This is a genomic window from Rahnella sp. RcJ3 (assembly GCF_009498575.1).
In the GTDB taxonomy this organism is placed as follows: Bacteria; Pseudomonadota; Gammaproteobacteria; order Enterobacterales; family Enterobacteriaceae; genus Rahnella; species Rahnella aceris.
In genome coordinates this window covers 58,603-85,188 of record NZ_QSNX01000014.1, presented here as the reverse complement: position 1 = coordinate 85,188, position 26,586 = coordinate 58,603, and the positions used below count along the sequence as shown (strand labels likewise).

The following is a 26,586-nucleotide window of genomic DNA, read 5'->3' as shown; positions in this document are numbered from 1 at the left end:
TTTATGCTTCCTGATCTTTTAAAGATAACAGCCCTAAAGTGGGCAAAAGGTCGGCGAAATTATCCAGTACGCGATCGGGTTTGGTCAGCGCGATAGTTTCACCGTAGTTATAGCCGTAAGTCATGCCCACACACGGACAACCAGCGGCCTGCGCAGCATGAATATCATTGCGAGAATCACCGACAAAAACCATTTCACTGGCGCGCAATCCGAGCAGTGCCAGGGTCATGTAGACCGGTGCCGGATGCGGTTTTTTCGCCACGACATCGTCGCCGCCAATCACGACCGTGAAATAGCTGTCGATACCCAACGATTGCAACAAAGGCGCGATGAAAGGCGTGGGTTTGTTGGTCACCAGCCCCATTGGCAGCCCGGCTGCGGCCAGTGCAGCCAGCGTCTCTTTGACTTGCGGGTATAAACGGCTGCCACCTGCGGCAGTATCGGCATAATAGTGATCGAATTTATCGCGCACTTTCTGCAGAAACTCTGGCGACAAATCACCTTCGGCCCAGCGAACGGCACGTTCAACCATCACGTCAGCACCATTGCCAATCCAGGTACTGAGACGCTCAACGCCTGCGACAGGTAAATTGAAATCACGCAGCGCCATATCCATGGCTTCAGAGAGACCCGGCGCGCTGTCGACCAGCGTACCGTCGAGGTCAAAACCTAAACCGCGGGCGGCGAGAATTTCAGTCATGTGAGACCTTAGCCAGTTCACTGCGCATATGGTCAATCACCGTGCGGTAATCCGGCTGATTGAAGATAGCGGAACCGGCGACAAACATATCTGCACCGGCAGCGGCGATTTCGCCGATATTGTCGGCTTTCACACCACCGTCTACTTCCAGACGAATGTCATAACCGCTGGCATCAATAATCTTGCGAACCTGATGCAGTTTATCCAGTGTGCCCGGAATAAACGACTGCCCGCCGAAGCCAGGATTCACCGACATCAGCAGGATCACGTCGAGTTTATCCATCACGTATTCGAGATAGCTCAGGGAGGTTGCCGGGTTAAACACCAGACCGGCTTTACAGCCATGGCTTTTAATCAGCTGCAGGGAGCGGTCAACATGCTCGGACGCTTCGGGATGGAAAGTAATGTAAGAGGCACCGGCTTCGGCAAAATCCGGGATCAGACGATCAACCGGTTTGACCATCAGGTGAACATCGATCGGCGCGGTAATGCCGTAGTTACGCAGTGATTTAAGAATGGCTGGCCCCATCGTCAGATTGGGGACGTAGTGGTTGTCCATCACATCAAAATGGACCACATCTCCGCCCGCTTCCAGAGCTTTCGCTGTGTCTTCGCCCAAACGGGCAAAGTCAGCAGACAGAATGGACGGTGCAATCAAAAACTGTTTCATCCGCTTCTCCAAACGATAGGTTTATCCGATGATCACCGCTTGGCCGGTAATCAGCGATATAGCGCTAAAAGTTCATTCACCATGCTGCGCTGGGCAACTTTACTGCTGATAGTGCGACGCGCTGACACGCGGTGCAGCTGTTTCGCCTGTGCATACCATTCCAGCGTAAGTGGTGTTTCGTGGTTGGAAATCAGCACCGGCACATCGTTCTCATTGGAAAGCTGATACGCCAGACGAGCCAGATTACGCTGATCATCCATGCTAAAACTGTTGGTGTGGTACGCCGTAAAATTTGCTGTCGCAGAAAGCGGGGCATAAGGCGGATCACAATAAACCACCGAGCCAGACTGCGCTTTCAGCAACGTGTCCTGATAATGCTCACACACGAATACTGCATTCTTCGCTTTTTCAGCAAACCAGTAGAGTTCTTCTTCAGGAAAATAAGGCTTTTTATAACGCCCGAAAGGCACATTAAACGCGCCACTGAGATTATAACGACACAGGCCGTTGTAACAATGGCGGTTAAGATAGAGGAAAAGTACCGAGCGACGATAAGTATCGCTGCTGGCATTAAACTCAGCCCTCAGGCCGTAAAAACGATCTGATTCGTTAAACTCTGGCGTAAAAAGCACGTGAGCATCACGCACAAATTCTTCAGTGCGTGTCTTCACAATGTTGTAGAGATTGATCAGGTCGCTATTGATGTCCGCCAGAATATAAGCGTCATACTCGGTATTCAAAAATACGGAGCCCGCGCCAACAAAAGGCTCAATCAGACAATCTCCCACCGGAAGATGACGTTTGATGTCATCAATCAGCGGGTATTTGCCGCCAGCCCACTTCAAAAACGCGCGGTTCTTCTTCATGCCGTCAGTTAGCTACTTATATACAATTCACAGCCGCGGATTGTATCCTGTTTTTAGACAGCAAATCGCGTTGAGATCAGTTTCATTTTTTCAGGTCTTGCTGTACCTGATGTACAGGCTTGACCCACGGTTTTTTCGCCTGAACTTCCGCAGGCAAGCTGGAAATAGCACGTTTGGCTTCTGCAGAAGAAGCGTAGTTACCACTCACCAGTACAAACCACGGCTTCCCGTCGCGGGCGGTCTGATAAACCAGATAATTTTTCAGGCCCTGCTGTTTTGCAAACGCATTCAGTGTATTGGACTGAGAAGCGCCGCTCAGTTGCAGGGTAAAGTGCGTACCTGGCGCAGACTTAATGGCAGATGTGCTGCCAGAAGCTGTTGCCGGTGCAGAGGCAACCGGAGCAGGTGACGCGGAGGATTTGGTTGCCGGCGTTTTCGCGGTATGCGACGCCGTTGCTGATGTCTTATGCTCAGCCTGTTTCGAGGTATGAGCAGGCTGCGCATTACGCGAAGACTGTGCCGGACGTACATGGGTGGCTGACGGCTGAGAACCTGCCGGCGCCTGAGTATGAGCTGAACCGTTGACGGTCGCTGGTGCGGTCGGCAAAGAAGTCAGTGACTGAGCCGCAGGTGCCATACTGCCTTGTGCCACGCCATCGACCTGATTTTGCTGGGAAGAAAGCGCATCGCTCATATCACCCGGCAAATCGACACGTTCTTTCGCCTGACCATTATTGGGAACAGGCTCGGCTTCGGTTGGTGTCGGGGAAACTGGCGGTAAACCGATACTCTTCGGTTGCTGGCCATCAGCTGGCTGTTGACCGTCTACGGCTTGCGCCGTATTAGCCTGAGCCTGAGCAGAAGGTTGAGCAGGTGCCGCCGCATCGTTACCTGAGAGACTGATGTCTTTCGGACCATTGGTCTGCTGAGCAGGCTGGCTGGAGGAAGGTGACTTCATGGCTGAGCCGATACCGACAATCAGCAATACCAGCACCACAATCCCGATGCCGATCATCACGTACTGACGGGATACAGCGACTTTTGGAATGGAAGGAGACGGTTTGCGCGCGCGCGGTGGGCGGCGATCGCTGGTGTCTGGTTTGAGATCGTCTTCCGGTGTTAAATCATCCATCTAAAACCTCCAACCCGGCAAAAGCCTCAAGAGGCTTTACGCGGAGCAACTATCCTGACTAAAAATATAAAGCTTTGCTGGCAAACGTAAAATCGGTCGTTATCTGGCCATCATTATGGCCACAGTCTTAACGGCAATCTTCAATCGAAGCCAGCACCATTTCATGCGATACGCCGGAGCGTACTTCAGACTGACCAATTGCTTTCGGTAAAACCAGACGCAGCTCGCCAGCCAGTACTTTCTTATCACGCATCATGTGCGGCAGATAAGACTGCGCGTCCATAACTTCGGGGCCCGTCACAGGCAAACCTGCGCGGGTCAGCAGGGCTTTCACCCGGGCGATATCACCCAGACTGAACTGCCCCAGGCGATGAGCTGTATAACACGCCATCACCATTCCAGCTGCCACAGCTTCGCCATGTAACCAGTTACCGTAACCCATTTCTGCTTCAATAGCATGGCCGTAAGTATGGCCCAGATTCAGCAAGGCGCGCAGTCCGTTTTCACGTTCATCGGCAGCCACAACCTCGGCTTTCAGCTCGCAGCAACGACGGATGCAATACGCCAGCGCATTCATATCCAGCGCCAGTAAAGCATCCATGTTGTCTTCAAGCCACACAAAGAAATCAGCATCCAAAATAATGCCGTATTTGATAACTTCCGCAAGACCCGATGACATTTCACGGGCAGGCAGAGTTCGCAGACAGTCGAGATCAACCACCACCGACGCAGGCTGATAAAAAGCGCCGATCATGTTTTTTCCGAGCGGATGGTTTACCGCTGTTTTACCGCCAACGGAGGAATCAACCTGAGAAAGCAGCGTGGTTGGCACCTGAACAAAGCGTACACCGCGCTGATAACTGGCTGCAGCGAAGCCGGTTAAATCACCGACTACGCCACCACCAAGAGCGATCAGAGTCGTATCACGTCCGTGCGGCTTTTCGAGTAGCGCGGAGAACACGTCATTTAGAACAGTCAGGGATTTGTATTGTTCACCATCAGGCAAAATGACCTGATCAACACGAACGCCTGCCTGCTCCAGCACTGAACGAATTGCATCCAGATAGAGAGGGGCAAGGGTTTCATTGGTCACTATCATGACCTGATCGCCTGCCTTTACCGGCATAAAAGAAGCCGGATCGTGGAACAATCCGGCAGCAATCGTAATGGGGTAGCTACGCTCCCCTAACGTTACGGTAATCCTCTCCATGTCGTGCTCTGTGACCTTCTTTAACTGACACCCTCAGGCAATGATGGACACCAATAATCAGTTACTTTCCAGCATATTGATAATCTGGTTAGCAACGACTTTGGCACTTTGATCATCGGTACGAATAGTGACGTCGGCAATCTCTTCATACAAAGGATTGCGCTCTCTCGCCAGTGCTTCAAGCACTTCACGCGGCGGAGCACTCACTTGTAATAATGGACGTTTTTTGTCGCGTTGTGTACGCGCCAGTTGTTTTTCGATGGTAGTTTCAAGATAGACGACAACGCCACGCGCTGACAAACGGTTACGGGTTTCACGTGATTTCACGGAACCGCCACCTGTCGCCAGAACAATGCCTTGTTTTTCGGTCAGTTCGTTGATCACTTTTTCTTCGCGGTCGCGGAATCCGTCTTCGCCTTCCAAATCAAATACCCAGCCCACATCAGCTCCGGTACGTCGCTCAATTTCGTGATCGGAGTCGAAAAACTCCATATTGAGTTGCTGAGCTAACTGTCGACCAATAGTGCTTTTGCCGGCACCCATAGGCCCAACCAGAAAGATATTGCGTTTCTCTGCCATGTTTTTCGGTATTACTAAGACAATTCGTTGATGATAACCCGCCCCGCCAATCAAATTAGCGGCGGGACCTAAACTGAAACCTCATGAGCGATATAGTGCGAGATCAGAAAAAAATTATCTCAACACTCTTGGTAGTTTGGCAACCGAATAAATCACTTTGCACGCCGCAGGAGGGAAACCGTACGTTTTTATCGGCGTGTCTGTCGTAATAAAAAGATCACGGTGCTCAATTCGGTAACCCTTGTAAGCTAAATCGACGGCAGCGTCAAACTCAGAAGCCTCTTGCAACACAAAAAGTTGCATGCGCTCAACGTTATTAAGTCATTTACAAGGGGTAAGAATACCCATTTAACGGGTGAGGATTAAGGTCGGAGTGATGAAAATCACCAACTCACGCCGCTGTTCATTGGTGTATTGGTGTTTAAACAAAGAACCGACCACCGGAATGTCACCCAGGACAGGGACTTTCGTATCCGTTTTTTGGTTTTTACGCTGGAATATCCCGCCGAGTACGATCGTTTCCCCGTTTTTTACCGTCACCTGGGTTTTTATTTCCTGCTTATCGATCGCCAGCGCCTCGCCTTCGGACTGTTTGATACTTCGCCCCGGCATGTTCTGGCTAATCTGCAACGCCAGTTGAATACGCCCGTCACGCTGAATTTTCGGCATGACTTCCATTCCCAGCACCGCTTCTTTGAATTCGATCGACGTGCTGCCACTCGCCCCGCTGGAAACCTGATACGGGATTTCCGTTCCCTGTTTAATACTGGCAGTCTGCATATGCGCCGTCAGCAGCCGCGGGCTGGCAATAATATCGACCTTATCTTCCTGCTCAAGCGCCGTCAGTTCGAGATCAAGGATCCGCCCGCTGATGTGTGCAAGATTGAAGCCGGCAGTAAATATCGGATTTTCGACCGGCATTCCCATACTGAAATTGTTCATGCGCACCGCTTTTGTAATGGGTTCCTCCCCGGTAAATCCCCAGCGCACTCCAAGTTCGCGCAGGCTTTCGCTGTTCATGGTGACGATATGCGCCGCCAGCTGGACCTGCTGGAGGGGCAAATCCATCTCCTTTACCCACGGTGCCACCACATCCAGCGCCGCCTGCGTGTCACGTAACAATAGCGTATTGGTGCGGGTATCTGCAGAAGCATTGCCTTTTTGCGACAACAGCGATCCTTTCTGAGCGTTCAGGCTAAGCGCCGTCTCTTTCGCATCCGCATATTGCAAAGGGACGGTGAGGCTGATCAGCGGGCTTTGCAGCGCCTGCTGATCGGCGGCATCTTTTATCCGCTGTTGTACAACCTGCGGGTCTTCTTCAGGCGACACCAATAAAACGTTGCCCTGCAACTGACTGGTGAGATGGTTCATTTGCAGAATGATGTCGAGCGCCTGCTGCCACGGCACATCTTTGAGTTTCACACTCATCTGCCCGTCCAAACCCGGTGCGGTGACCAGATTCAGTTGCCGGGCATCCGCCAGCGCCTGCAATACCAAGCCGACCGGCGAGGACTGAAACTCCAGCGAAATCAGCGGTGGCGTACCGGCTTTCACCGGGCTAAGACATAAACACAGCAAAAACAGCACAATCCGTTTATTTACGTATTTCATTATTTTCCTTTCCCTGGAGAATCATTACCTTTACCCAGCCTGATAATCTGACGCTGTAAGCCGCAACGTGCGTCACTGAGGCTAAGTTCAACCTGCACACTGCTGAGCACTTCAACCGTCCATTGCGGCATCCCAACGAGTGAACCTGTTTCGACTTTATTCCAGCGCCCCTGCGGAGAAAGCAGCCAGCCATAACGTTGCCCTCCGACATCTGAAATCCCGCTTAACAGCCATTCAGATAACGGAGAAACACCAGCACAGTCGGGTGTCTGTGGCGTATTAAACGGATCACGCACGGCTTTCGACGCGACGACACTGCTAACAAACTCCGCCGCTGGCGCGGTTTGTGTCAGTAACACTGATGCTTTCATCCCACCACCACCGGTGGTATGCAGATTCAGCTCGCTAAACGCAGGCTGTTCGGGACGTTGCAACAGCGCATGAAGAAAATGCATCAGTTCGGTAAAAGTCACCTGCAACTGCAACTCACCCTGCGGTTCTTGTTTCGGTTGCGAAACGGGTTGCCAGCGAATCAGCACCGCCTGAGAGTCTTTCAGTGGCCGGGAAAACGCTTGCTCAAGAGGCAGGCTTTTGCGCAGTGATGTCGCATTACCGGCCAGTTCCTGCTCCAGTCTTTCCAGTGGAATCATGCGCATTAGCGTCACCTGAGCCAGGGAAAGGGTCTGTTGTGCGATGTCAATCTCCCGTTTCAGGGTTTCCTGTTGCTGCCATAATCCGCGCAATCCGAACTGATACAGCGTTAAAACCATCATCACTAAACATGCGGTCAGAATGAATACCCGCTGCCAGCCGGGTTTTTCCATCAGCGGTTCAATACGCTCTGATAGAAAACCGGTCATTGCGGTACTTCCGGCGCAGGCAGTGGCCTTTCAGCGCGAAACTGCGTTTTCATCACGAAGCTCAGATTCTGGTTGGGCTGTTGCTGTACATCAGAAAGACTGACCTTGCTGAGCAAGTCTCCTGCCGACAGCATGTCGCTCAATGCCAGAATGTCGTGGTACAACCGCCCTTCACCTTTTAACGTCAGCATTCCCTGATGTTCTGTCAGCTCAGTCAGCCACAGTTCTTCGGGCATTTTTAACGCCAGCAGCTCCAATAATTGCAGATAGTCCCGGCTCCGCTGCACACGCTGGTGGCTCAAAAGACGTGCTTCAGTCAGAACCTTTACCTGTGCTGATGCGGCCTCCACACGACGCTGCTGAAGCATAATCTTTTGAATGCCTGAATTTAGCGCTGACAGCTTCACCTGCAATAACGTCCGCTCCTGCACAATGAAAGCGGCCAGAAGCCAGGCACAGACCACCACAGAGACCGGAAACGAAACGAAAATCTTCAGCCAGCAACGCATCCGCTTTTGACGGCGCAGCTTTCGCCACGGTAATAAATTGACCTGGAGCATCAGTAATCCGCCTGACGAATAGCCAGCCCGACGGCGGGCGCAAATGCACCGGGATTCGCAGGCAAAGGCGCGGACAATTGCGCGATTGCGCTTAATGGCGACCAGCATTGCATTACCGCAGATGGCGATTCGCCACTGAAATAGTCCTCCGCGTGGCATAATGCGGCCGCGCGATACTGTGTGCGGATCTTCTGAGAAATTGAGGTTTCAGTCATGGCCTCTGCGTGATCCAGCAAGCCAAACTGGAACGGCAAGCTGTGCGGCGAAGCCCAGAGAAAGGCATCGTCAAGGGGATGAATCAGCAATGCATCACCCGGAACGCCGGCAGCACAGGCCGCCATCTGAAGTGCGCAAGGGGCCAGTTCAATAGCATCCGGGAACAACCGTGCCTGCGCCATGCATCGCACCCACTGTTCAATTTCCTGCTGCCTTGCGGCTGTAACCACCAACTGATTATCTCCATGAGGATCAGCCCGGTAGTCCATCACCAGATGTTCCATGCCGAGGGGGAATTGTTTCGCGGCGTTAGCGAAAATAAACGCACTGCGCTGCGGCTCACCCAACCGGGCATCGGGCGCGGCCATTCGCTGTTGCATAATACGTTGTGCAGGAAGGCTTATTCGTAATGAAAAAGACGTCGGCAGCGTTTTTCGCCAGCACGATAAAAGGGCGATCAGCGGCGCGGTCTCATGTAATATCCCCTCCCGCAATGTGAAAGGAGGCAAAGGATGCTGCCACCAGTGACGTAATTGCCAGCCATGACGCCGCCGCTGAACGGCGATCGCACGGGCAAAACCGGCTTGAATATCCAGACCTACCTGCCATGCTTGTAGTCGCATTTTCGCCCAATCTCCATATCGTCAGGTAAATAAAAGAACGTATCCATGTTGCTGGCTTGCCTTTATACTACCGCGCGGTTGTTTATAAACTGCCCAATTGACACTTAATGGGAAATCTCAGGTGAAGTTCGTAAAGTATTTATTGATTCTTGCAGTGTGTTGCATTTTGCTGGGAGCCGCCTCGATCTTCGGTTTGTATAAATATATCGAGCCACAGCTACCCGATGTCGCCACGCTTAAAGACGTGCGCTTGCAAACACCGATGCAAGTTTTCAGTGCCGAGGGTGATTTAATCGCTCAATATGGTGAAAAGCGCCGTATCCCACTGAAACTCGACCAGATCCCACCGGAACTGGTGCATGCGTTTATCGCGACAGAAGACAGTCGTTTCTATGAACATCACGGCGTGGACCCGATCGGTATTTTCCGTGCGGCTTCCGTTGCGCTGGTGTCCGGCCACGCCTCACAGGGCGCGAGTACCATTACTCAGCAACTGGCCCGTAACTTCTTCCTGAGTCCTGAACGCACGCTGACCCGTAAAATCAAGGAAGCATTTCTGGCCATCCGCATTGAGCAGATGATGTCCAAAGATGAAATCCTTGAGCTGTATCTGAATAAGATCTATCTCGGTTATCGCGCTTATGGCGTGGGTGCCGCTGCACAGGTTTACTTCGGGAAAAATGTCAACCAACTGACACTCAGTGAAATGGCGGTGATTGCCGGTCTGCCAAAAGCACCGTCAACCTTCAATCCGCTGTATTCTCACGATCGTTCTCTGGCGCGTCGCAACACCGTACTGGCGCGTATGCTGGATGAGAAATACATCACGCAGGCCCAGTACGATCAGGCGCGTGCTGAGCCGCTGGTGGCGAATTATCATGCTCCACATATCGAGTTTTCTGCGCCGTATCTGACCGAAATGGTGCGTCAGGAGATGGTGAAACGTTATGGCGACAACGCTTATAACGATGGCTACATGGTTTACACCACCATTACCAAGAAAACCCAGCTGGCCGCGCAGGAAGCCCTGCGCACCAACGTGCTCAATTACGATATGCGCCACGGTTACCGTGGCCCGTCAAATCAGTTATGGAAAGTGGGTGAACCTGCGTGGGATCAGGACAAGATTGTTCAGTCGCTGAAAACCCTGCCGGTGTATGGCCCGCTGTTCCCGGCCGTTATCACCGCAACGGACGACGCTCAGGCGACGGCAACGATGTCCAACCGCGCGGTCATCAGCCTGCCATTCAGCGGCATGCGCTGGGCGCGACCTTACCGTAATGACAATGCTCAGGGCCCGACACCGAAAAAAGTCACTGACGTGGTGCGCCCTGGTCAGCAAGTTTGGGTACGTAAAGTGGGTGATGACTGGTGGCTGGCGCAGGTGCCTGATGTCAACTCAGCCATCGTTTCACTCAATCCAAACGACGGTGCCATTGAAGCACTGGTCGGCGGCTTTGACTTCAACCAGAGTAAGTTTAACCGCGCCAATCAGGCGGTTCGTCAGCTCGGTTCGAACATCAAACCTTTCCTGTATACCGCAGCAATGGATAAAGGCCTGACGCTGGCGACTATCCTGAATGACATGCCAATCACCCGCTGGGATGCCGGTGCCGGTACCGACTGGCGGCCGAAGAACTCCCCGCCAACGTATTACGGTCCGATCCGTTTACGTCAGGGTCTGGGCGAGTCTAAAAACGTGGTGATGGTGCGTGCGATGCGTGCGATGGGTGTGGATTACGCGGCTGAATATCTGCAGCGTTTTGGCTTCCCGGCGGCGAACATTGTTCATTCCGAATCACTGGCATTGGGTTCTGCTTCATTCACTCCGTTACAGGTGGTGCGCGGTTACGCCACACTGACCAACGGCGGTTATCTGGTTGACCCGTATTTCATCACCAAAATCGTGGATGAATCCGGCCAGGTTCAGTTTGAAGCTAAACCTAAAATCGCCTGCCGTACCTGTAATATTCCGGTTATTTATGGGGATACGCAGAAATCTGCCGTGCTGTCGGATGACAACGTAGAAAATGTTGCTACGTCCACCATCAATAACAATACCAGTGTGCCAACGCCACAACTTGAGCAGGTTCCGCCGAACTCGCCACAGGTTGATGCCGCACAGCAATACGCACCGCATGTGATCAGTACTCCTCTGTCATTCCTGATCAGTGATGCACTGAACTCCAACATCTTCGGGGAACCGGGCTGGATGGGGACGGGCTGGCGCGCAGGACGCGACCTGAAACGTCACGACATTGGCGGCAAAACCGGGACAACCAACAGCTCGAAAGATGCCTGGTTCTCCGGATATGGCCCTGACGTGGTGACATCAGTCTGGATTGGCTTTGACGATCACCGTCGTGATTTGGGTCGTTCGACGGCTTCCGGTGTCATCCCGGATCAAATCTCCGGTGCCGAAGGCGGCGCGAAAAGTGCTCAGCCAGCCTGGGATGATTACATGAAAGCCGTGCTGGAAGGAGTGCCGGAACAGCCACAGACTCCGCCTCCGGGTGTGGTGACCGTCACTATCGATAAGAGTACCGGTAAGCTTTCTGACGGCGGCGGTAACAGTCGCCCGGAATACTTTATCGACGGGACTCAGCCGACAGAACATGCTGTGCATGAGGTCGGAACAACCATCATGGATAACGGTCAGGAACACGAACTGTTCTGATGCCTGAGCTGTAAAGCAAAAAGCCGGTCTGCGTAATGCATGACCGGCTTTTTTAATGATGTTTTATCGCAGGCTCAGCGGGCATTGCGCATCAGAAACTCATGCGCCAGAAATAACGCACTCACGTTGCGGGCTTCGCAAAAATCGGGATGTTGCAGCAGTTCCATCATGCGTGACACCGGCCAGCGCGTTTGTGGCAAAGGTTCCGGCTCATCACCTTCCAGGCTTTTCATATACAAATCTTTAGCAATGACGATATTCATGCGACTGGAGAAGTAAGAAGGTGCCATGGTCAGTTTTGCCAGCACGTCAAAGTGCCGTGCACCGTAGCCCACTTCTTCCATCAGTTCCCGGTTCGCCGCCTCAAGCACACCTTCACCCGGATCAATCAGGCCCTTGGGGAAACCCAGCTCGTAGCTTTCAATCCCAACGGCATATTCCTGAATTAACAACAGCTCATCATCAATGATCGGTACAATCATCACCGCTTCGCGATCGGAAGGACGCATGCGTTCATACACGCGTTCAGCGCCATTGCTGAATGTCAGATCAACAGATTCGATGGTGAATAATCGCGAACGGGCTACGGTTTCCACCTTCGTAATTTTCGGTTTTTGCAGGTGTTGTGTCATCTCATCCCCAACTTATTATTCACCTGACCAGAGGTGTTCTAATGGGTTCGTTTGTCTGTTCAAAAGCCGCTACCGGTAGTCATTGTGCGTTAAGGAGCGTCAGCATCGCAATCTTTACTGAAAAACTGTCTTTGTCCTGCCTGTTTCCCGTTCAAAATGTCACTAAATAATCGCCGTTAATCGCGCAAAAAAAACACGTTGACTCATGGCTGTCACATTTTTGCTTTAACAAAAACACTCTCACTTAAAAATAGGATTATACCGATACCCGTTAATTCCCAAATGCAGGTATCCTCTAGCGTGGTATTTTTGTGCACGCGATTCAGGTTAACAATAATAAAATTCCTATCAAAAAGCACCCATGCGCAGAATGTGCATTTCGTTATATGTATAATACTTTCACAGAGTTGACGTAAGTCACCCACGTCTGAACGGGGATCGGATGAGCACAGTAGTCGTGACACTGGTGTTGTTGTGTATCGCAATTATTGCCACAGCGTCTTATTTTTGGCTCGTATTGCGTCGCCGCCAACGCGGCGAGTCAGTCGTGCGTTTTTCCACACCCAGTCAGCGCAAACTCTCCCAGAAAGAACGCGACGCAGTAGAACGCTATCTGCGACAAAATGAAGGCCTCGGCCAGACACCGATCACCCACCGCAATAATCTGATTATCCTGCGAGATAAACTGACGCTGACCACCAAAAGCGAAAATGTTTATAGCCTGACCCGCGCGATCACCCGTTATGGGGTGGCGAGCGAAGATCCTAACAAATGGCGTTACTTCCTCGATTCTACTGAAATTCACCTGCCGCCATTCTGGGAGCAATACATTGCTCAGGAAAACCAGGTCGAGCTGATCAAAACACAGACTCTGCCGCTGGTGATTTCACTCAACGGTCATACGCTGACCGAGCACGTTTACGAAGGCCCGGCGCCGGTTTCGGCGGTGATACCTTCTCAGCCGCAAAATGCGTCTATCCGTCATGAAGAAAGCGAGCATATTGAACTGGTCAAAGTGCGTCGCGAAACACGTGAAGAGCATGCGCTGACCCGTTCGAATGGTGTAAAAGAAGCGCTGGCTGTTTCCGCTATTCTGCTTCTGCTTTTCATCACACTGCAAAGTCCGGTGATATTTCTGCCCTGGTTGCTGGTGATTTCGGCAGGATTAGCCGCCTGGGTTATCTGGCGGTTTGTGTCTGAACGTTTAGGTAAAAATCGTAAGGAAATTCATTGCCTGCGCGGCTTACCTAAACGCTGGGGTTTGTTCGGTGAATCCAAACAAGGTGATATCAGCAATATTTCGCTCGGTGCGGTAGACCTGATTTATCCGCCTCACTGGCAGCCCTATATTGGTCGTGATCTCGGACAGCCAACGGACGTGGAAGTCTATATGAACAGCCACGTTGTCCGCCAGGGAAGCTATCTGACACTGCACGAGGAAGTGAAAAGATTCCCGCTCCAGCAGTGGGGAAGAAACCTGGTGCTCGCCACCAGCGCTTTCCTCTTGCTGCTGGCGTTACTGGTTTATGTGCCGCTTGGCCTGCCGCTCAAACTCAGCGTAGCCTGGCTGCAAGGTGCACAAAGTTCGCAGGTTAACAGCGTACAGGAACTGGAAAAGGCTGCCCTGCGCGTCGGCGACACCCTGAAAGTTCAGGGTACCGGCATGTGTTATGTGCCACCGGCGGCCAGCCGTTCTGCATCCGGTTTTATGCCTTTTGATTGTTCCGCGATTTACTGGAATACCGCGACGCCGCTGCCGGTGCCGCAGTCAGAAATTATTGATGCAGCTACAGCGCTGCAAACCACGGTGAACAACCAGTTGCATCCCGGCCAGAACCAAACCCCCGAGCAAAACATTAACCCGCAACTGGCCACCGCCATCGAGAAATCCGGGATGATCCTGCTTGATGATTTCGCGGATATCGTGCTGAAAACCGAAACGCTATGCGGAAACAGTAACGATTGTGTTCGTCTGAAAAATGCGCTGGTGAATCTGGGCAATTCGAGCAACTGGAATTCGCTGGTGAAGCGGGCAAAAGCAGGCACATTGCAGGGGATTAACGTTCTGCTGCGTCCGGTCAGCGCGCAATCGCTGAGTGAACTGGTGAATAACGCAACGGCTTCTTTCTTTGTTCAGGAAACCCGTCGCGCCGCTGACAGCCTTAACAGCCCGCCACCGGGCGGATTCTTGATCAGTAACGATGAAGGACGCCAGTTGATTGAAATGCCCACGCCTCCGGTCAGCGTGTTTGCTAACCCGCCTCAGGAGCAGTGGAAGCAACTGCAACAATTATCGACACTCCTGCTACATACACCGTTCAGTGCGCAGGGCGTGATCACCAGTATCAGCATTGATGCTAACGGAACCCGTCACATTTCGTTGCACAGCGAGCCGGATATCTCAACGCTCTGGCGCTATCTGGGCACCAGCTTATTACTGTTACTGTTAATCGGTGTTCTGGCGGTCAATCTCGTGCTGTTTACCCGCCGTTTCATCAAAGATAAGCGCAGAATCGACGATATTCAGCAATATTATAACTCCTGCTTTCATCCCACATTAATGCCAATCCCCGTGCAAAAACTGGGCTGAAAACCACCGGGTGTCCCTGCGCCACCCTGTCAGATTATGCTACCCTGACGCCCTTCCCTGCTTTCATCTGTTCGCCCCTGCGGTTTCTCACAGCCGCAAGAACCTGGAGTCTTCATGCCCCCCGATTTTGACTGGCAATGCATCGATACTGTTTTACTGGATATGGACGGCACATTGCTGGATCTGGCTTTTGACAGCCAGTTCTGGTTGCAGGATGTCCCTCTTGCCCTTAGCCAGCAGCGTGCGATCCCGCTTGAAAACGCGCGCCAGTTAATTCATGACGAATATCTCGCCGTCCAGCACACCATGAACTGGTATTGCTTCGACTACTGGAGTGAAAGGCTGAGTCTGGATATCTACCAGATGACGACGAACATCGGCAAAAATGCGCGTCTTCGCGACGACACGCTGCCGTTTCTGGCTCATCTGCGTGAAAGCGGACGACAGACAATTTTGCTCACCAATGCGCATCCGCACAGTCTTTCCGTTAAAATTGAACATACCGGATTAGACCAGCACCTTGATTTATTACTTTCCACCCACACATTTGGTTATCCGAAGGAAGATCAGCGGCTGTGGTCTGCAGTTCAGCAACAAACGGGCTTTAATCCCGACAGGACATTATTTGTCGATGACGGCGAACCGATCCTGAATGCGGCAAAAACCTTCGGCATCCGCTATTGTCTGGGTATAGAAAATCCGGACTCAACCATGGCAAATAAGTCATTTGAAGAACATCCTTCCATCAATGATTACCGCAGCCTGTTGCCTGCAATTCACCCCGTAACAGGCCCGGCTAAGTAACACCGGTACGCTCAGGGGAAGAATATGAAAGGTAAAACGGAAGACGACGATAATGCAGTGCGCCTCGATAAATGGTTGTGGGCGGCTCGTTTTTATAAGACCCGCGCGCTGGCACGCGAGATGATTGATGGCGGCAAAGTGCATTACAACGGTCAGCGGGGGAAACCCAGCAAGCTGATGGAACTGAATGCCGAAATTACATTGCGTCAGGGAAATGACTCAAAAACGATCATCGTTCTGGGGCTGACCACTCAGCGCCGTAGTGCAGAAGAAGCACAGAAACTGTATCAGGAAACTGAGGCGAGCATTGTCAGCCGGGAAAAAATCTCCGAAGCACGCAAAATGAACGCGATGCCGCATCCGGACAGACGTCCGGACAAAAAGGAACGCCGCAACCTGATCAAATTTAAATATGGCGATTCTGAATAAATCCAAAGTCCTTCCAGGAGGGATGAAGGATTTGAGTTCGCTAAACAGAGAGAAAATTATGTCTAATCACGACCAACTGCATCGCTACCTGTTCAATCATCACGCCGTTCGCGGTGAACTGGTCTCGCTCAAAGAGACTTTCCAGCAGGTTATTGCCGGTCACGACTATCCGGCAGAAGTGCGCAATCTGCTGGGTGAAATGTTGGTGGCGACCAGCCTGCTGACTGCCACCCTGAAATTTGACGGCGATATTACCGTGCAGTTGCAAGGTGATGGTCCGCTGAAACTGGCCGTGATCAACGGTAACAACAAGCAGGAACTGCGCGGCGTCGCACGTCTGCAGGGTGACATTACCGAAGGCAGCTCGCTGAAAGAGATGATTGGCAACGGCTACATGGTGATCACGATTTCTCCGACCGTCGGCGAACGCTATCAGGGCGTCGTGGGGCTGGAAGGCGAAAACCTGGCAGAGTGTCTGGAAAACTACTTCATGCAGTCAGAACAGCTGCCAACCCGCATCTTCATCCGCACGGGTGAAGTTGAAGGCCAGCCTGCTGCAGGCGGCATGTTGTTGCAGGTTCTGCCAGCGCAAGATACTGATCCGGAAGAGTTCAGCCATCTGGCACAACTGACCACCACCATCAAAGCGGAAGAGCTGCTGAGCCTGCCTGCCAACGAAGTGCTTTATCGTCTGTATCATCAGGAAGAGGTCACCCTGTATGAACCGCAGAATGTCTGTTTCCGTTGCACCTGTTCCCGCGAACGTTGTGCAGCAGCGCTGCTGACGCTGCCGGATGAAGATGTGCTCGACATGCTGGAAACTGATGGAAAAATAGAGATGCACTGCGATTATTGCGGCACGGACTATGAATTTGACGCGATGGATATGGCGACACTGAAAGCTGGCGGCGACGTTCATTCCGGAGATGACCACGTTCATTGATCGTTAACACACGCAGCCTGAGGGACTTTTCACTGAAAAGTCCCTTTTTTATTGCTATTCCATAACCTCATTTGCACACCTTTCGGGTTTTCCATCACAATTCTGGAAAAACATTCACATCTACCGTTATTCTTTGAGAGCTGTCGTGGCACAAAAGCGATATATACCTACAATAGCAACTGATTTATCCCTATTTACGGGATTCAAATTCAGCAAGGAGCAGGGAAATGCCTACCACTATCGGGATCACGGCCGAAACACTCTCCCAGTATGGGATCCACCAGAATAGCGAAATTGTCTATAACCCTGATTACGAAACTCTTTTTGCAGAAGAGACGGCCCCGGGCCTGGAAGGTTATGAGCGCGGGCAGGTGACAGAGCTCGGTGCAGTGAATGTCGATACTGGCATTTTCACCGGCCGCTCGCCGAAAGATAAATACATCGTCCGTGATGACACCACACGCGATACGCTCTGGTGGGCTGATCAGGGCAAAGGGAAAAATGATAACAAACCGCTGTCGCAGGAAATCTGGACATCACTCAAGGCGCTTGTCAGCAACCAGCTATCCGGGAAACGTTTGTTTATCGTTGATGCCTTCTGCGGTGCCAATGCAGACTCGCGCCTGAAAGTACGCTTTATTACGGAAGTCGCCTGGCAGGCACATTTCGTCAAGAACATGTTCATTCGCCCCGAAGTCAATGAACTGGAAAATTTCGAGCCTGATTTCATCGTGATGAACGGCGCGAAATGTACCAATCCGGACTGGCAGAAACAGGGCCTGAATTCTGAAAACTTCATCGCTTTCAATCTGACCGAGCGTATCCAGCTGATAGGCGGCTCGTGGTACGGCGGCGAAATGAAGAAAGGCATGTTCGCAGTCATGAACTATCTGCTGCCATTGCAGGGTATCGCCTCAATGCATTGCTCAGCGAACGTCGGCGAAAAAGGCGATGTGGCGGTGTTCTTTGGTCTCTCCGGTACCGGCAAAACCACCTTATCCACCGATCCGAAGCGTCAGCTTATCGGCGATGATGAGCACGGCTGGGACGATGACGGCGTCTTTAACTTTGAAGGTGGCTGCTATGCCAAAACCATCAAACTGAGCAAAGACGCCGAGCCGGAAATTTTCGGTGCGATAAAACGCGATGCCTTGCTGGAAAACGTGATGGTCAGCGCAGACGGCAAAATCGACTTCAATGACGGCAGCAAGACTGAGAATACCCGCGTCTCCTACCCGATTTATCACATTCAAAATATCGTGAAACCGGTATCGAAAGCCGGTCACGCCAGTAAAGTGATTTTCCTGACAGCCGATGCGTTTGGCGTATTGCCGCCGGTTTCCCGTCTCACAGCCGCGCAAACGCAATACCATTTCCTGTCCGGTTTCACTGCGAAGCTGGCCGGAACTGAGCGCGGTGTCACTGAACCCACGCCAACCTTTTCTGCCTGCTTTGGTGCGGCGTTCCTGATGCTGCACCCGACGCAATACTCCGAAGTATTGGTGAAGCGCATGGAAGCTGCAGGCGCTCAGGCCTATCTGGTGAACACTGGCTGGAATGGTACCGGCAAACGTATTTCGCTGAAAAATACCCGCGCTATTATCGACGCGATCCTCAACGGCACCATTGATGATGCGGAAACCTTCACCTTGCCGCTGTTTAATCTGGCGGTGCCGGTTGAGCTGCCGGGCGTCGACACGCATATTCTGGATCCGCGCAATACTTACGCCAGCCGTGAACAGTGGCAGGAAAAAGCTGAACATCTGGCACAGTTATTTATCGATAACTTCGACAAATACACCGATACCCCGGCTGGCGCCGCACTGGTCAGTGCCGGACCGAAACGCTAATCTGCTGGCAAACTCTTATCAGGCGCGGGCTTCCGCGCCTTTTTTATTGCAACCAGCCCAGCGGCATTTCAGAATGACAGCATTGCTGTCAGAGGAGCCTGATATGGCGACGATTACCGTTCGTAATCTGGATGATGATGTGAAGGAATTACTGCGCATTGCGGCGGCCAGAAAAGGCCATTCGATGGAAGAAGAAGCACGTTTGATACTAAAACAGGCGCTGACCACTACTGTGCCTGATTTTGGTCTGGGCAGTCAGCTGCGCCAGCGCTTTTCTTCCCTGAGCGTGGAACATCTGGAACTGCCACCGAAATGATCATCCTCAATACTGCCGTCATCCTTGAGATGATTAGCCCCTTCCCGCAAAAGAACGTGCTGCAATGGCTGGACGCGCAGGACGCCACACAACTGTATCTGACCAGCCTGAGCGTCGCGGCGCTTTTCAGCTGGGCGGATAGTCTGCCGGAGAATCAGCCGAAAGCCGCGCTTTCGGACGCTTTGCTGGAGATGATGAACCAGGATTTCGCGGGCAGGCTGTTGCCGTTTGATGCGGCCAGCGCGCTGTATTACCCGCGTGTGATGGCCTTATCGAAGGCGGCCAATATTGAGATGGCGGAGCGTGATATGCAGCTCGCGGCAATCTGCCTGAACCATCAGGCGGGGCTTGCCACAGATCACGCAGAAGTGTTTGCACACACGGGCGTGGTGTTAGTTAATCCATGGGATACGGCGGAAACACCACGATGGCGGGAAGAAGCGGCAGAGTATTATGTGATGAGCAGGAAGAATTAAGCCAGCGGCTGGGCTGCTGTTAAACCGTGGGTTGCCACCCACACCGGCCTTAAAGGTGGCTTATCGCCACCCCCCTTAAGGAATCCCGGGCTCTATTGCGCGCTCCGCGCTGGCTATGTTTCAGCTGCCGCAGCGCGATAAGTGATCGCCGAAATTGAGAAACCGAAACTTTCACCTGTCTGAATAAAAGGGATCATTAAGGCTCCCCTTAATCAAACCAGTTTTTGCTGTACCGCCACCGCTTTCAGCATCTCAACCGGTAACGGCAGATAGGCCCGAATTCGTAATCCCCCGCGGTCACTTTTCCCGATATCCAGCGTGCCTGAGTGGGCATCAATAATGCGCTGAACAATCGCCAGCCCGAGTCCGGTTCCGCTGGTAGTTCGCGCACTTTCGCCACGCACAAATGGCTGAAACAGATGCTTAAGCTGGTCAGGCTCAATGCCCGGGCCGTCGTCTTCGACCTGGAACCAGGCCCGCTGCAATTCGCGACCACTACTGACTTTAATCCAGCCGTCGCCATAACGGGCGGCATTCACCACCATATTCACCACGGCACGTTTGATAGACAGCGGATGAGCATTGACCAGCAATTCGCCGTCCGCCAGACCAGAGTCGATCTCACGTTCATAACCGCTTTCCGTCGCAATCACTTCGCCCAGAATACCGTTAAGATCGGTGATCTCGGTCGGCATCTCCTGTCCGGTGCGCAGATAATCGATGAACTGCTCAATAATCGCGTTGCACTCTTCGATATCTTTATTGATCGACTCGGCGAGATAACTGTCATCGTCACTCATCATTTCGGTCGCCAGACGAATGCGCGTCAGCGGCGTACGCAGATCATGGCTGACGCCCGCCATCAGAAGGGTACGGTCATCGGCCAGCAGTTTGACACCGGCAGCCATCTGATTAAACGCCCGCGTCACCGAACGCACTTCAGACGCACCGTATTCACGCAGCGGCGGCGGAATAATACCTTTCCCTACCTGCAACGCCGCATGCTCCAGCTCAACCAGGGGGCGGTTCTGTATACGGATAAACAGCCACGCGCCACCAATCGCCAGCAACATAATCGCCAACGTATAGCGGAACAGCGGAGAGAAATCGCCCTGATGGATTTCAGTAAGGGGAACCCGCACCCAGATGTCAGGCGACAACCAGGTTTTCAGCCACACCACCGGGGTATTTTTATTGACCTCGACGCGCACGTCAGTAGGACCACCGAGTTGCTGCGCCATCTGCTGACTGAGGAATTCGTAATGCTGCGCCCAGCGCAGGCCACTCTCCTCGGCCGCAGAGTTGGTATAAAGAGAAATGCCCAGTTCGCGGTAGATTTCGCGACGAAATGCCGGTGGAACCGCCAGCAACGTCCCATCTTCCAACTGCAGCCGGTCAGTCATCAGCATACGGACTTCGTATGCCAATACCTTATTGAACTGTTGCAGGCTGGGCAGAATGGCGAAGTTCAGCACCACCAGATAGGTCGTCACCAGGCTGACGAACAGCAAGGTGACGATTAATAACAGTGTTCGGGCAAACGAGCTACGCGGTGAAAAGCGTATTCGCTTCATGCCTTACTGCCGTCCGGTACAAATACGTAGCCCAGACCCCAGACAGTCTGAATGTAACGCGGATGCGCCGGATCTTCTTCTACCATACGACGCAGACGGGAAATCTGCACATCGATAGAGCGTTCCATCGCACTGTATTCACGGCCACGCGCCAGATTCATCAGCTTGTCACGGGACAGTGGCTCACGCGGATGGCTTACCAGCGCTTTCAGCACGGCAAACTCACCACTGGTCAGTGGCATAGGCTCATCTTCACGGAACATTTCGCGGGTGCCGAGGTTCAGTTTGAACTTACCAAATGAGATAACCGCCTCTTCCTGAGAAGGTGCGCCTGGCAGTTCATTGGCCTGACGCCGCAGGACTGCGCGGATACGCGCCAGCAGTTCACGCGGATTAAATGGCTTAGGAATGTAGTCGTCGGCGCCGATTTCCAGGCCCACGATACGGTCAACTTCTTCCCCTTTCGCCGTGACCATAATGATCGGCATCGGGTTGCTCTGACTGCGCAGACGACGGCAGATAGATAAACCATCTTCGCCAGGCAACATCAGATCCAGAACCATCAGGTGGAATGACTCACGGGTCAGCAAACGGTCCATTTGTTCAGCATTGGCAACGCTACGCACCTGGAAGCCCTGTTCAGTCAGATAACGCTCCAAAAGTGCACGCAGGCGCATATCGTCATCGACCACCAGAATCTTGTGATTTTCTTGCATTTAAATCTCCCAAAGGCGTGAATGCCTCAAGCTTGTATTGTTAGAAAAGTCAGCCAAAACAGACAGCGTTTAATGGTATATATTCTAGTCGAAATTGTAACAATGATTATGGATTTCCTAATTTATCAACAATATCAGAGGAGTCTTCTGCAAGCGAAGGTTGGTTTGTTACGGGGTGTCCCGCTCTGCAAACCTGCTCATCCGTTTTTCTGGTCATTATCTGAGCATTTCTGCCGAAAGTATCAGGAAAATGATCATCTCAATGTGCCCGTGGGGATAAAAGTTTGGTGATTTTACTTATTCGTTTGATTAATAATAAAGTGATAAGGATAATATTTTATTTGAGAAATAGATCATTTACCCACCAACTGATCATTTGAATGAATTAACCAAACCATAAAGATCATAGACAGTGATATTTCAGATTAAAAACTCATTATCATTTAATTAGACAGGATGCCACCGACTATTCAATGTATAGAACACTTGATAGAATCCGGCGTCTGAAGGTGATGAATTCACTTTATTTAATCCGATAAAGTCATCTTTAGATTAACCACTAATTTTTATTTCTGAATGGACGCAAAAAATGAAAACCAAGTTCAAGCTCTTAGCGGGTGGGATATTTTTGGCTATGGCTGCAAATAGCTATGCGATCGATGGCGCTATTAATTTTACGGGTGCGATTGTTGAAGAGGCCTGTGAAATCAATGGGGGTGAAGAGCTCAATATACCTTTAGGGACTTATTCAGCAGCTCAATTCCAGGAAATTGGTGATCTCTCTCCGAAGATCCCTTTTACCCTGCCACTTGATAACTGTCCTGTCGTTACTGAAAGTAATCCTACTCCTCACTTCCGGATATGGCTGGAGTCAGATACCGTTGCTGATACCACTGATTTGATTGCACTTGGCAATGATTACGGTGATGAAATGGCGGATGGTGTCGGCATCAGAATCGAAGATGCAGAAACCAACGAGATAATGAAAATCAACGGATTACCTGACATCATCTATCCAATCCCCGGAAAGGTTATGAATGTCAACCTTCTCGCATACTATGAGTCGTTTAAATTGCCTGGCGATATCACTGCCGGTGCAGCAGACGCGCGCGTGAAAGTCACTCTCGATTACAGATAAGTACTTTGAGCCTTGCCCTGTAAAAATTAATTCTACAGGGCATCTCTTATACGTTTATTCAATTACCGCATGAATATATTGCTACTGTAAGGATTCATATTCGAATGGGTAAGTCAAAAATATTAACATTACTTTTCATTATAACTTCAGTAGTTACATCACAAATAACCTATGCCGGCGGAATTATTGTCGGACGGACACGCGTTATTTATGATGCAGATAAAAGGGAAGCTACCCTTTCCGTTAAAAATAATGCCGATAACAATCCTTTCCTCATACAATCGTGGGTTGATGCGGGGGGAGAAAAAACACGCGGTCCTTTTATTATCACCCCGCCACTATTTCGACTGAATGCTCAACAGGAAAGTAACCTGCGCATTTCCTATAACGGCAGCGTCCTCCCGACAGACAGAGAGTCCGTTTTCTATATCAATGTTAAAGCGATACCTTCAACGCCAAAAAATACAAAAAACGAACTTAAACTGGTGGTCAATACGCGGATAAAGCTCTTTTACCGGCCAACAAAACTGCCCGGAAAATCGTTTGAAGCACCGAAGGCGCTCACTTTCTCCAGAAATAACGGGCATCTCGTTATCAAGAATCAGAGCCCTTATCACGTTGTTTTCAGTTCACTCAGCATTGGCTCAACTTTTTTAAAAGAGGTGGCCATGATTGCGCCATTGAGCGAGCTGGATGTCATTCTTCCCGCGAAAATCTCAGGCAACAGTGTGAAATGGGAAGCGATAAATGACTATGGCGGCACGACAGAACGATATGAGCAACCTCTGTAACCGGACCAATAAAGCCACGCCATAACTCACAGCAATCGCCTAATTACGGCAACTCAGAAGCACGAGAAAACTATGCTCACGGATGAAAAATTTTTACAGAAGAGCTTGTCTGGAGACATTAAAAAGACCTCCGCGCCACTCGTGCTAAAACTGGGTGGCCTGCTGGCCAGTACGGCTTTGGGATTACTCGCCGCTCACCCGGCCCGTTCAGAAAATGTCTATTTCGATCCTCAGTTCATCGAGCGTCAAGCCGGTGATGTTGGGGATGTCGACCTCTCGTTGTTCCAGAGTAATGACCAGGCACAGTTACCAGGTAACTATGACACTGCATTGTATGTGAATAAAAAATTAAAAATACGTCATTCAATCAGCTACTTGTCCAAACCAGACGGCACGCTTGAGCCACAGATCACGCCTGATATATTGCGGTTACTGGGCGTCAATGTTGATGCGTTTCCGGCGTTAAAAAATCATCAGCCGGACGCACCTTTGGGTTCGCTTGCACAATATATCCCTGCTGCAGACGTCAAATTTGATTTCTACCTCATGCAGCTTAATTTCAGCATTCCGCAGGCAGCGATCCTTCAAAAAGCTGAAGACTATATTGATCCGGAAAAATGGGATGACGGCGCACCTGTACTTTTCTCAAATTACTCCTATTCAGGCGGCCAGAGGAGTTACCGAAATGGCAGTGATGATTCCAGCCAATACCTGAATCTGCAAAATGGCTTCAACGTAGGCCCGTGGCGCTTACGTAATTATACGACTTACAGCAACAGCGGAGGTGAGAAGCGTTGGGATACGATCTCAACCTACGCCGAACGGGATATCAAAACCTTAAAATCAAAATTCCAAATCGGTGAAAATTCGACCTCCGGAGAAATTCTCAGCAGTGTCCCGTTCTCCGGGGTTCAGCTTTTTTCTGACGATAATATGCTGCCAAACAGCCAGCGCGGTTTCGCACCCACCATACGGGGTATTGCAAACTCAAATGCAGAAGTCACTATCCGGCAAAATGATCACATTATTTATCAGTCTTTTGTCCCTCCGGGTGCCTTTGAGATTAGCGATCTTTATCCCTCATCCTACAGCGGAAATCTTGAGATAACGGTGAAAGAAGCTGACGGGACTGAACGCCGGTTTAATCAGCCTTTTTCAGCGATTCCCATCATGCAACGCCCTGGTCGTTTGAAATACAGCGCAACAGCGGGGACTTATCGCGCGACAGATAACAATGAGAAAGAGCCAACCTTTGCTCAAGGTACGGCTATCTATGGTATTTCAAACACCATTACGTCCTACGGTGGCTCTGTGGTATCTGAAGATTACCTCTCAGGACTCATCGGCATGGGTTATAACCTCCGGTGGCTGGGCGGCATTTCGGCTGATGTTACCCATGCCCGTTCTACACTGGACAATAATCAAACCACCTCAGGTCAGTCATATCGCGTCCAGTATTCGAAAAATATTGAAATGACCGACACAGATTTCAGTCTGGCAAGCTATCGGTACTCAAGTGCGGGATATTACGACTTCGATGAGTCCACACAATATCTTGATGGCGACAATGTTCCGGAACTTGATTATCACAAACGCAGTAAAATCCAGTTCAATATCAATCAGACATTGTGGCAAGGCGCGAGCCTGTATCTGTCAGGATACAAACAGGACTACTGGAATAACAGCGGCAAGGAGAAGAATCTCTCACTGGGCTTAAACAACAGTCTGTTTGGTATCAGCTATAACCTGAGCTATTCCTACAGCCAGTTACAGGATCAGGATAACGATCAACAGATATCCCTGAACGTCCGTATTCCGCTCAGCCGTTGGTTGCCACAAAGCTGGGGGACATACAATGTCTCTCACCAGAAAGGCGAAGGGACACGGCATCAGGTTGGATTAAGCGGAACCGCGCTTGACGATCGTCGCCTGAGCTATTCAGTTCAGCAAAGTTATACCGCTCATAACAGTGAAAGCGGCAGCAACCTTTACTCTTCTTACCGCTCCTCCTTTGGCAATCTCAATGCAGGTTACAATTACAGCAGGGATTCTCAGCAACTCAGCTACGGCATTGCCGGCGGGATCGTGGCGCATTCCCGGGGTGCCACTTTGTCTCAACCTCTCGGTGATTCCTTTGCATTGATAGATACCAATGGGGCCAGTGGGGCACGTCTGCAAAATCTTCCTGGCGTCAGAACAGACTGGCGTGGTTTTGCTGTCGTCCCGTATCTGACTGCGTATAACGAAAACCGTATCGCCATGGACACCACCACCCTGCCTGACGACGTAGATATCGAAAATACCTCAGCCATTGTGATCCCGAATTCCGGCGCCATGGTGACGGCACATTTTGATGCCCGAGTGGGGGCCAGAGTTTTGGTGACACTTGTCAGACCAAACGGGGCCACAGTCCCGTTTGGTGCCGTGGCGGCCACTGATAAACAAAGCAATATCGTGGATGAGGGCGGCGTCGTTTATCTGTCAGGTATCCCGTTAGAAAAACCTGTTTTACTTCATGTCAAATGGGGGAATAACGCATCTCAGCAATGTCAGGCTCAACTCAACATTTCTGCCTCAACCTCTCAGGTGAATTCGCTGAAGGCTCAGTGTATTTAAGGATAAT

At 51.2% G+C, this 26,586-nt stretch carries 24 protein-coding genes; 11 read left to right on the top strand and 13 right to left on the bottom strand.

Annotated elements, in window-relative coordinates; genetic code table 11:
- Position 1 precedes the first annotated feature (1 nt).
- The 10 genes from DXU84_RS18185 to pilM all read right to left on the bottom strand — a co-directional run bounded on the left by DXU84_RS18185 (position 2) and on the right by pilM (position 9,027).
- Positions 2-700 carry a phosphoglycolate phosphatase gene (locus tag DXU84_RS18185; protein WP_013573620.1) on the bottom strand — a complete coding sequence of 233 codons (699 nt, stop codon included), beginning with the start codon at positions 698-700 and terminating at the stop codon, positions 2-4.
- Positions 693-1,370, bottom strand: coding sequence for a ribulose-phosphate 3-epimerase (gene rpe, locus DXU84_RS18180; protein WP_153376442.1), 678 nt, complete (start codon positions 1,368-1,370; stop codon positions 693-695). Before rpe ends, DXU84_RS18185 begins: the two co-directional genes overlap by 8 nt.
- Before the next feature lie 50 nt (positions 1,371-1,420).
- Entirely contained in the window at positions 1,421-2,236 is an 816-nt protein-coding gene (gene dam / locus DXU84_RS18175) for an adenine-specific DNA-methyltransferase (protein ID WP_013573618.1), read from the bottom strand.
- Between the two features lie 82 nt (positions 2,237-2,318).
- Entirely contained in the window at positions 2,319-3,368 is a 1,050-nt protein-coding gene (locus DXU84_RS18170; protein WP_112151928.1) for an SPOR domain-containing protein, read from the bottom strand.
- A 127-nt stretch (positions 3,369-3,495) separates the two neighbouring features.
- Positions 3,496-4,578, bottom strand: a complete 1,083-nt coding sequence (aroB, locus tag DXU84_RS18165) for a 3-dehydroquinate synthase (RefSeq protein WP_013573616.1) — start codon at positions 4,576-4,578, stop codon at positions 3,496-3,498.
- Between the two features lie 57 nt (positions 4,579-4,635).
- Positions 4,636-5,157 carry a shikimate kinase AroK gene (aroK, locus tag DXU84_RS18160; protein ID WP_014333540.1) on the bottom strand — a complete coding sequence of 174 codons (522 nt, stop codon included), beginning with the start codon at positions 5,155-5,157 and terminating at the stop codon, positions 4,636-4,638.
- A 348-nt stretch (positions 5,158-5,505) separates the two neighbouring features.
- Positions 5,506-6,768, bottom strand: coding sequence for a DNA uptake porin HofQ (gene hofQ / locus DXU84_RS18155; protein ID WP_013573614.1), 1,263 nt, complete (start codon positions 6,766-6,768; stop codon positions 5,506-5,508).
- The gene (locus DXU84_RS18150) at positions 6,768-7,628 is read right to left on the bottom strand and encodes a hypothetical protein (protein WP_013573613.1); all 861 of its coding nucleotides are present in this window, start codon (positions 7,626-7,628) and stop codon (positions 6,768-6,770) included. Before DXU84_RS18150 ends, hofQ begins: the two co-directional genes overlap by 1 nt.
- Positions 7,625-8,188: a PilN domain-containing protein gene (locus DXU84_RS18145; protein WP_013573612.1), complete on the bottom strand. Its 564-nt coding sequence runs from the start codon at positions 8,186-8,188 to the stop codon at positions 7,625-7,627. The genes DXU84_RS18150 and DXU84_RS18145 overlap by 4 nt, the downstream gene beginning before the upstream one ends.
- Positions 8,188-9,027 (bottom strand): pilus assembly protein PilM, encoded by an 840-nt coding sequence (pilM, locus tag DXU84_RS18140; protein WP_013573611.1) that lies wholly within the window; start codon positions 9,025-9,027, stop codon positions 8,188-8,190. The genes DXU84_RS18145 and pilM overlap by 1 nt, the downstream gene beginning before the upstream one ends.
- 121 nt (positions 9,028-9,148) lie before the next feature.
- Between pilM and mrcA the strand changes: the two genes are divergently transcribed.
- A complete protein-coding gene (gene mrcA / locus DXU84_RS18135) occupies positions 9,149-11,704 on the top strand; it encodes a peptidoglycan glycosyltransferase/peptidoglycan DD-transpeptidase MrcA (protein ID WP_013573610.1) in 2,556 nt (851 codons plus the stop codon).
- A 74-nt stretch (positions 11,705-11,778) separates the two neighbouring features.
- Here mrcA and nudE read toward each other — a convergent pair whose 3' ends face one another.
- Positions 11,779-12,336, bottom strand: a complete 558-nt coding sequence (nudE, locus tag DXU84_RS18130) for an ADP compounds hydrolase NudE (protein WP_013573609.1) — start codon at positions 12,334-12,336, stop codon at positions 11,779-11,781.
- 442 nt (positions 12,337-12,778) lie between these two features.
- On the opposite strand from nudE, the gene DXU84_RS18125 reads away from it, so the two are divergent.
- From DXU84_RS18125 to DXU84_RS18095, 7 genes are all read left to right on the top strand, one after another.
- Positions 12,779-14,926, top strand: coding sequence for an intracellular growth attenuator family protein (locus DXU84_RS18125; RefSeq protein WP_153376438.1), 2,148 nt, complete (start codon positions 12,779-12,781; stop codon positions 14,924-14,926).
- Positions 14,927-15,040: 114 nt separating this feature from the next.
- Entirely contained in the window at positions 15,041-15,730 is a 690-nt protein-coding gene (gene yrfG, locus DXU84_RS18120) for a GMP/IMP nucleotidase (protein WP_131638455.1), read from the top strand.
- A gap of 24 nt (positions 15,731-15,754) precedes the next feature.
- Positions 15,755-16,159 (top strand): ribosome-associated heat shock protein Hsp15, encoded by a 405-nt coding sequence (gene hslR / locus DXU84_RS18115; RefSeq protein WP_153376435.1) that lies wholly within the window; start codon positions 15,755-15,757, stop codon positions 16,157-16,159.
- A 58-nt stretch (positions 16,160-16,217) separates the two neighbouring features.
- Positions 16,218-17,102 (top strand): Hsp33 family molecular chaperone HslO, encoded by an 885-nt coding sequence (gene hslO / locus DXU84_RS18110; protein ID WP_153376434.1) that lies wholly within the window; start codon positions 16,218-16,220, stop codon positions 17,100-17,102.
- A gap of 227 nt (positions 17,103-17,329) precedes the next feature.
- Positions 17,330-18,952: a phosphoenolpyruvate carboxykinase (ATP) gene (pckA, locus tag DXU84_RS18105; RefSeq protein WP_121019993.1), complete on the top strand. Its 1,623-nt coding sequence runs from the start codon at positions 17,330-17,332 to the stop codon at positions 18,950-18,952.
- A 103-nt stretch (positions 18,953-19,055) separates the two neighbouring features.
- Positions 19,056-19,268: a plasmid stabilization protein gene (locus tag DXU84_RS18100; protein ID WP_013573602.1), complete on the top strand. Its 213-nt coding sequence runs from the start codon at positions 19,056-19,058 to the stop codon at positions 19,266-19,268.
- On the top strand, positions 19,265-19,744 hold the full coding sequence (locus DXU84_RS18095) for a twitching motility protein PilT (RefSeq protein ID WP_013573601.1): 480 nt from the start codon (positions 19,265-19,267) through the stop codon (positions 19,742-19,744). Before DXU84_RS18100 ends, DXU84_RS18095 begins: the two co-directional genes overlap by 4 nt.
- 212 nt (positions 19,745-19,956) lie before the next feature.
- On the opposite strand, the gene envZ is transcribed toward DXU84_RS18095, so the two are convergent.
- A complete protein-coding gene (gene envZ / locus DXU84_RS18090) occupies positions 19,957-21,318 on the bottom strand; it encodes a two-component system sensor histidine kinase EnvZ (RefSeq protein ID WP_013573600.1) in 1,362 nt (453 codons plus the stop codon).
- A complete protein-coding gene (ompR, locus tag DXU84_RS18085) occupies positions 21,315-22,034 on the bottom strand; it encodes a two-component system response regulator OmpR (RefSeq protein ID WP_009635740.1) in 720 nt (239 codons plus the stop codon). The genes envZ and ompR overlap by 4 nt, the downstream gene beginning before the upstream one ends.
- 589 nt (positions 22,035-22,623) lie before the next feature.
- On the opposite strand from ompR, the gene DXU84_RS18080 reads away from it, so the two are divergent.
- The 3 genes from DXU84_RS18080 (at position 22,624) to DXU84_RS18070 (ending at position 26,579) form a co-directional block, all read left to right on the top strand.
- Positions 22,624-23,172, top strand: a complete 549-nt coding sequence (locus tag DXU84_RS18080; protein ID WP_013573598.1) for a fimbrial protein — start codon at positions 22,624-22,626, stop codon at positions 23,170-23,172.
- Between the two features lie 104 nt (positions 23,173-23,276).
- Positions 23,277-23,963, top strand: coding sequence for a molecular chaperone (locus tag DXU84_RS18075; protein ID WP_013573597.1), 687 nt, complete (start codon positions 23,277-23,279; stop codon positions 23,961-23,963).
- Between the two features lie 72 nt (positions 23,964-24,035).
- Positions 24,036-26,579 (top strand): fimbria/pilus outer membrane usher protein, encoded by a 2,544-nt coding sequence (locus tag DXU84_RS18070; protein WP_153376432.1) that lies wholly within the window; start codon positions 24,036-24,038, stop codon positions 26,577-26,579.
- Positions 26,580-26,586: the final 7 nt, after the last annotated feature.

Excerpts from the sequence above, each read along its gene's own strand:
- DXU84_RS18185 (WP_013573620.1), bottom strand. The coding sequence starts at position 700 with ATGACTGAAATTCTCGCCGCCCGCGGTTTAGGTTTTGACCTCGACGGT.
- rpe (WP_153376442.1), bottom strand. The coding sequence starts at position 1,370 with ATGAAACAGTTTTTGATTGCACCGTCCATTCTGTCTGCTGACTTTGCC.
- dam (WP_013573618.1), bottom strand. The coding sequence starts at position 2,236 with ATGAAGAAGAACCGCGCGTTTTTGAAGTGGGCTGGCGGCAAATACCCG.
- DXU84_RS18170 (WP_112151928.1), bottom strand. The coding sequence starts at position 3,368 with ATGGATGATTTAACACCGGAAGACGATCTCAAACCAGACACCAGCGAT.
- aroB (WP_013573616.1), bottom strand. The coding sequence starts at position 4,578 with ATGGAGAGGATTACCGTAACGTTAGGGGAGCGTAGCTACCCCATTACG.
- aroK (WP_014333540.1), bottom strand. The coding sequence starts at position 5,157 with ATGGCAGAGAAACGCAATATCTTTCTGGTTGGGCCTATGGGTGCCGGC.
- hofQ (WP_013573614.1), bottom strand. The coding sequence starts at position 6,768 with ATGAAATACGTAAATAAACGGATTGTGCTGTTTTTGCTGTGTTTATGT.
- DXU84_RS18150 (WP_013573613.1), bottom strand. The coding sequence starts at position 7,628 with ATGACCGGTTTTCTATCAGAGCGTATTGAACCGCTGATGGAAAAACCC.
- DXU84_RS18145 (WP_013573612.1), bottom strand. The coding sequence starts at position 8,188 with ATGCTCCAGGTCAATTTATTACCGTGGCGAAAGCTGCGCCGTCAAAAG.
- pilM (WP_013573611.1), bottom strand. The coding sequence starts at position 9,027 with ATGCGACTACAAGCATGGCAGGTAGGTCTGGATATTCAAGCCGGTTTT.
- nudE (WP_013573609.1), bottom strand. The coding sequence starts at position 12,336 with ATGACACAACACCTGCAAAAACCGAAAATTACGAAGGTGGAAACCGTA.
- DXU84_RS18125 (WP_153376438.1), top strand. The coding sequence starts at position 12,779 with ATGAGCACAGTAGTCGTGACACTGGTGTTGTTGTGTATCGCAATTATT.
- yrfG (WP_131638455.1), top strand. The coding sequence starts at position 15,041 with ATGCCCCCCGATTTTGACTGGCAATGCATCGATACTGTTTTACTGGAT.
- hslR (WP_153376435.1), top strand. The coding sequence starts at position 15,755 with ATGAAAGGTAAAACGGAAGACGACGATAATGCAGTGCGCCTCGATAAA.
- hslO (WP_153376434.1), top strand. The coding sequence starts at position 16,218 with ATGTCTAATCACGACCAACTGCATCGCTACCTGTTCAATCATCACGCC.
- pckA (WP_121019993.1), top strand. The coding sequence starts at position 17,330 with ATGCCTACCACTATCGGGATCACGGCCGAAACACTCTCCCAGTATGGG.
- DXU84_RS18100 (WP_013573602.1), top strand. The coding sequence starts at position 19,056 with ATGGCGACGATTACCGTTCGTAATCTGGATGATGATGTGAAGGAATTA.
- DXU84_RS18095 (WP_013573601.1), top strand. The coding sequence starts at position 19,265 with ATGATCATCCTCAATACTGCCGTCATCCTTGAGATGATTAGCCCCTTC.
- envZ (WP_013573600.1), bottom strand. The coding sequence starts at position 21,318 with ATGAAGCGAATACGCTTTTCACCGCGTAGCTCGTTTGCCCGAACACTG.
- ompR (WP_009635740.1), bottom strand. The coding sequence starts at position 22,034 with ATGCAAGAAAATCACAAGATTCTGGTGGTCGATGACGATATGCGCCTG.
- DXU84_RS18080 (WP_013573598.1), top strand. The coding sequence starts at position 22,624 with ATGAAAACCAAGTTCAAGCTCTTAGCGGGTGGGATATTTTTGGCTATG.
- DXU84_RS18075 (WP_013573597.1), top strand. The coding sequence starts at position 23,277 with ATGGGTAAGTCAAAAATATTAACATTACTTTTCATTATAACTTCAGTA.
- DXU84_RS18070 (WP_153376432.1), top strand. The coding sequence starts at position 24,036 with ATGCTCACGGATGAAAAATTTTTACAGAAGAGCTTGTCTGGAGACATT.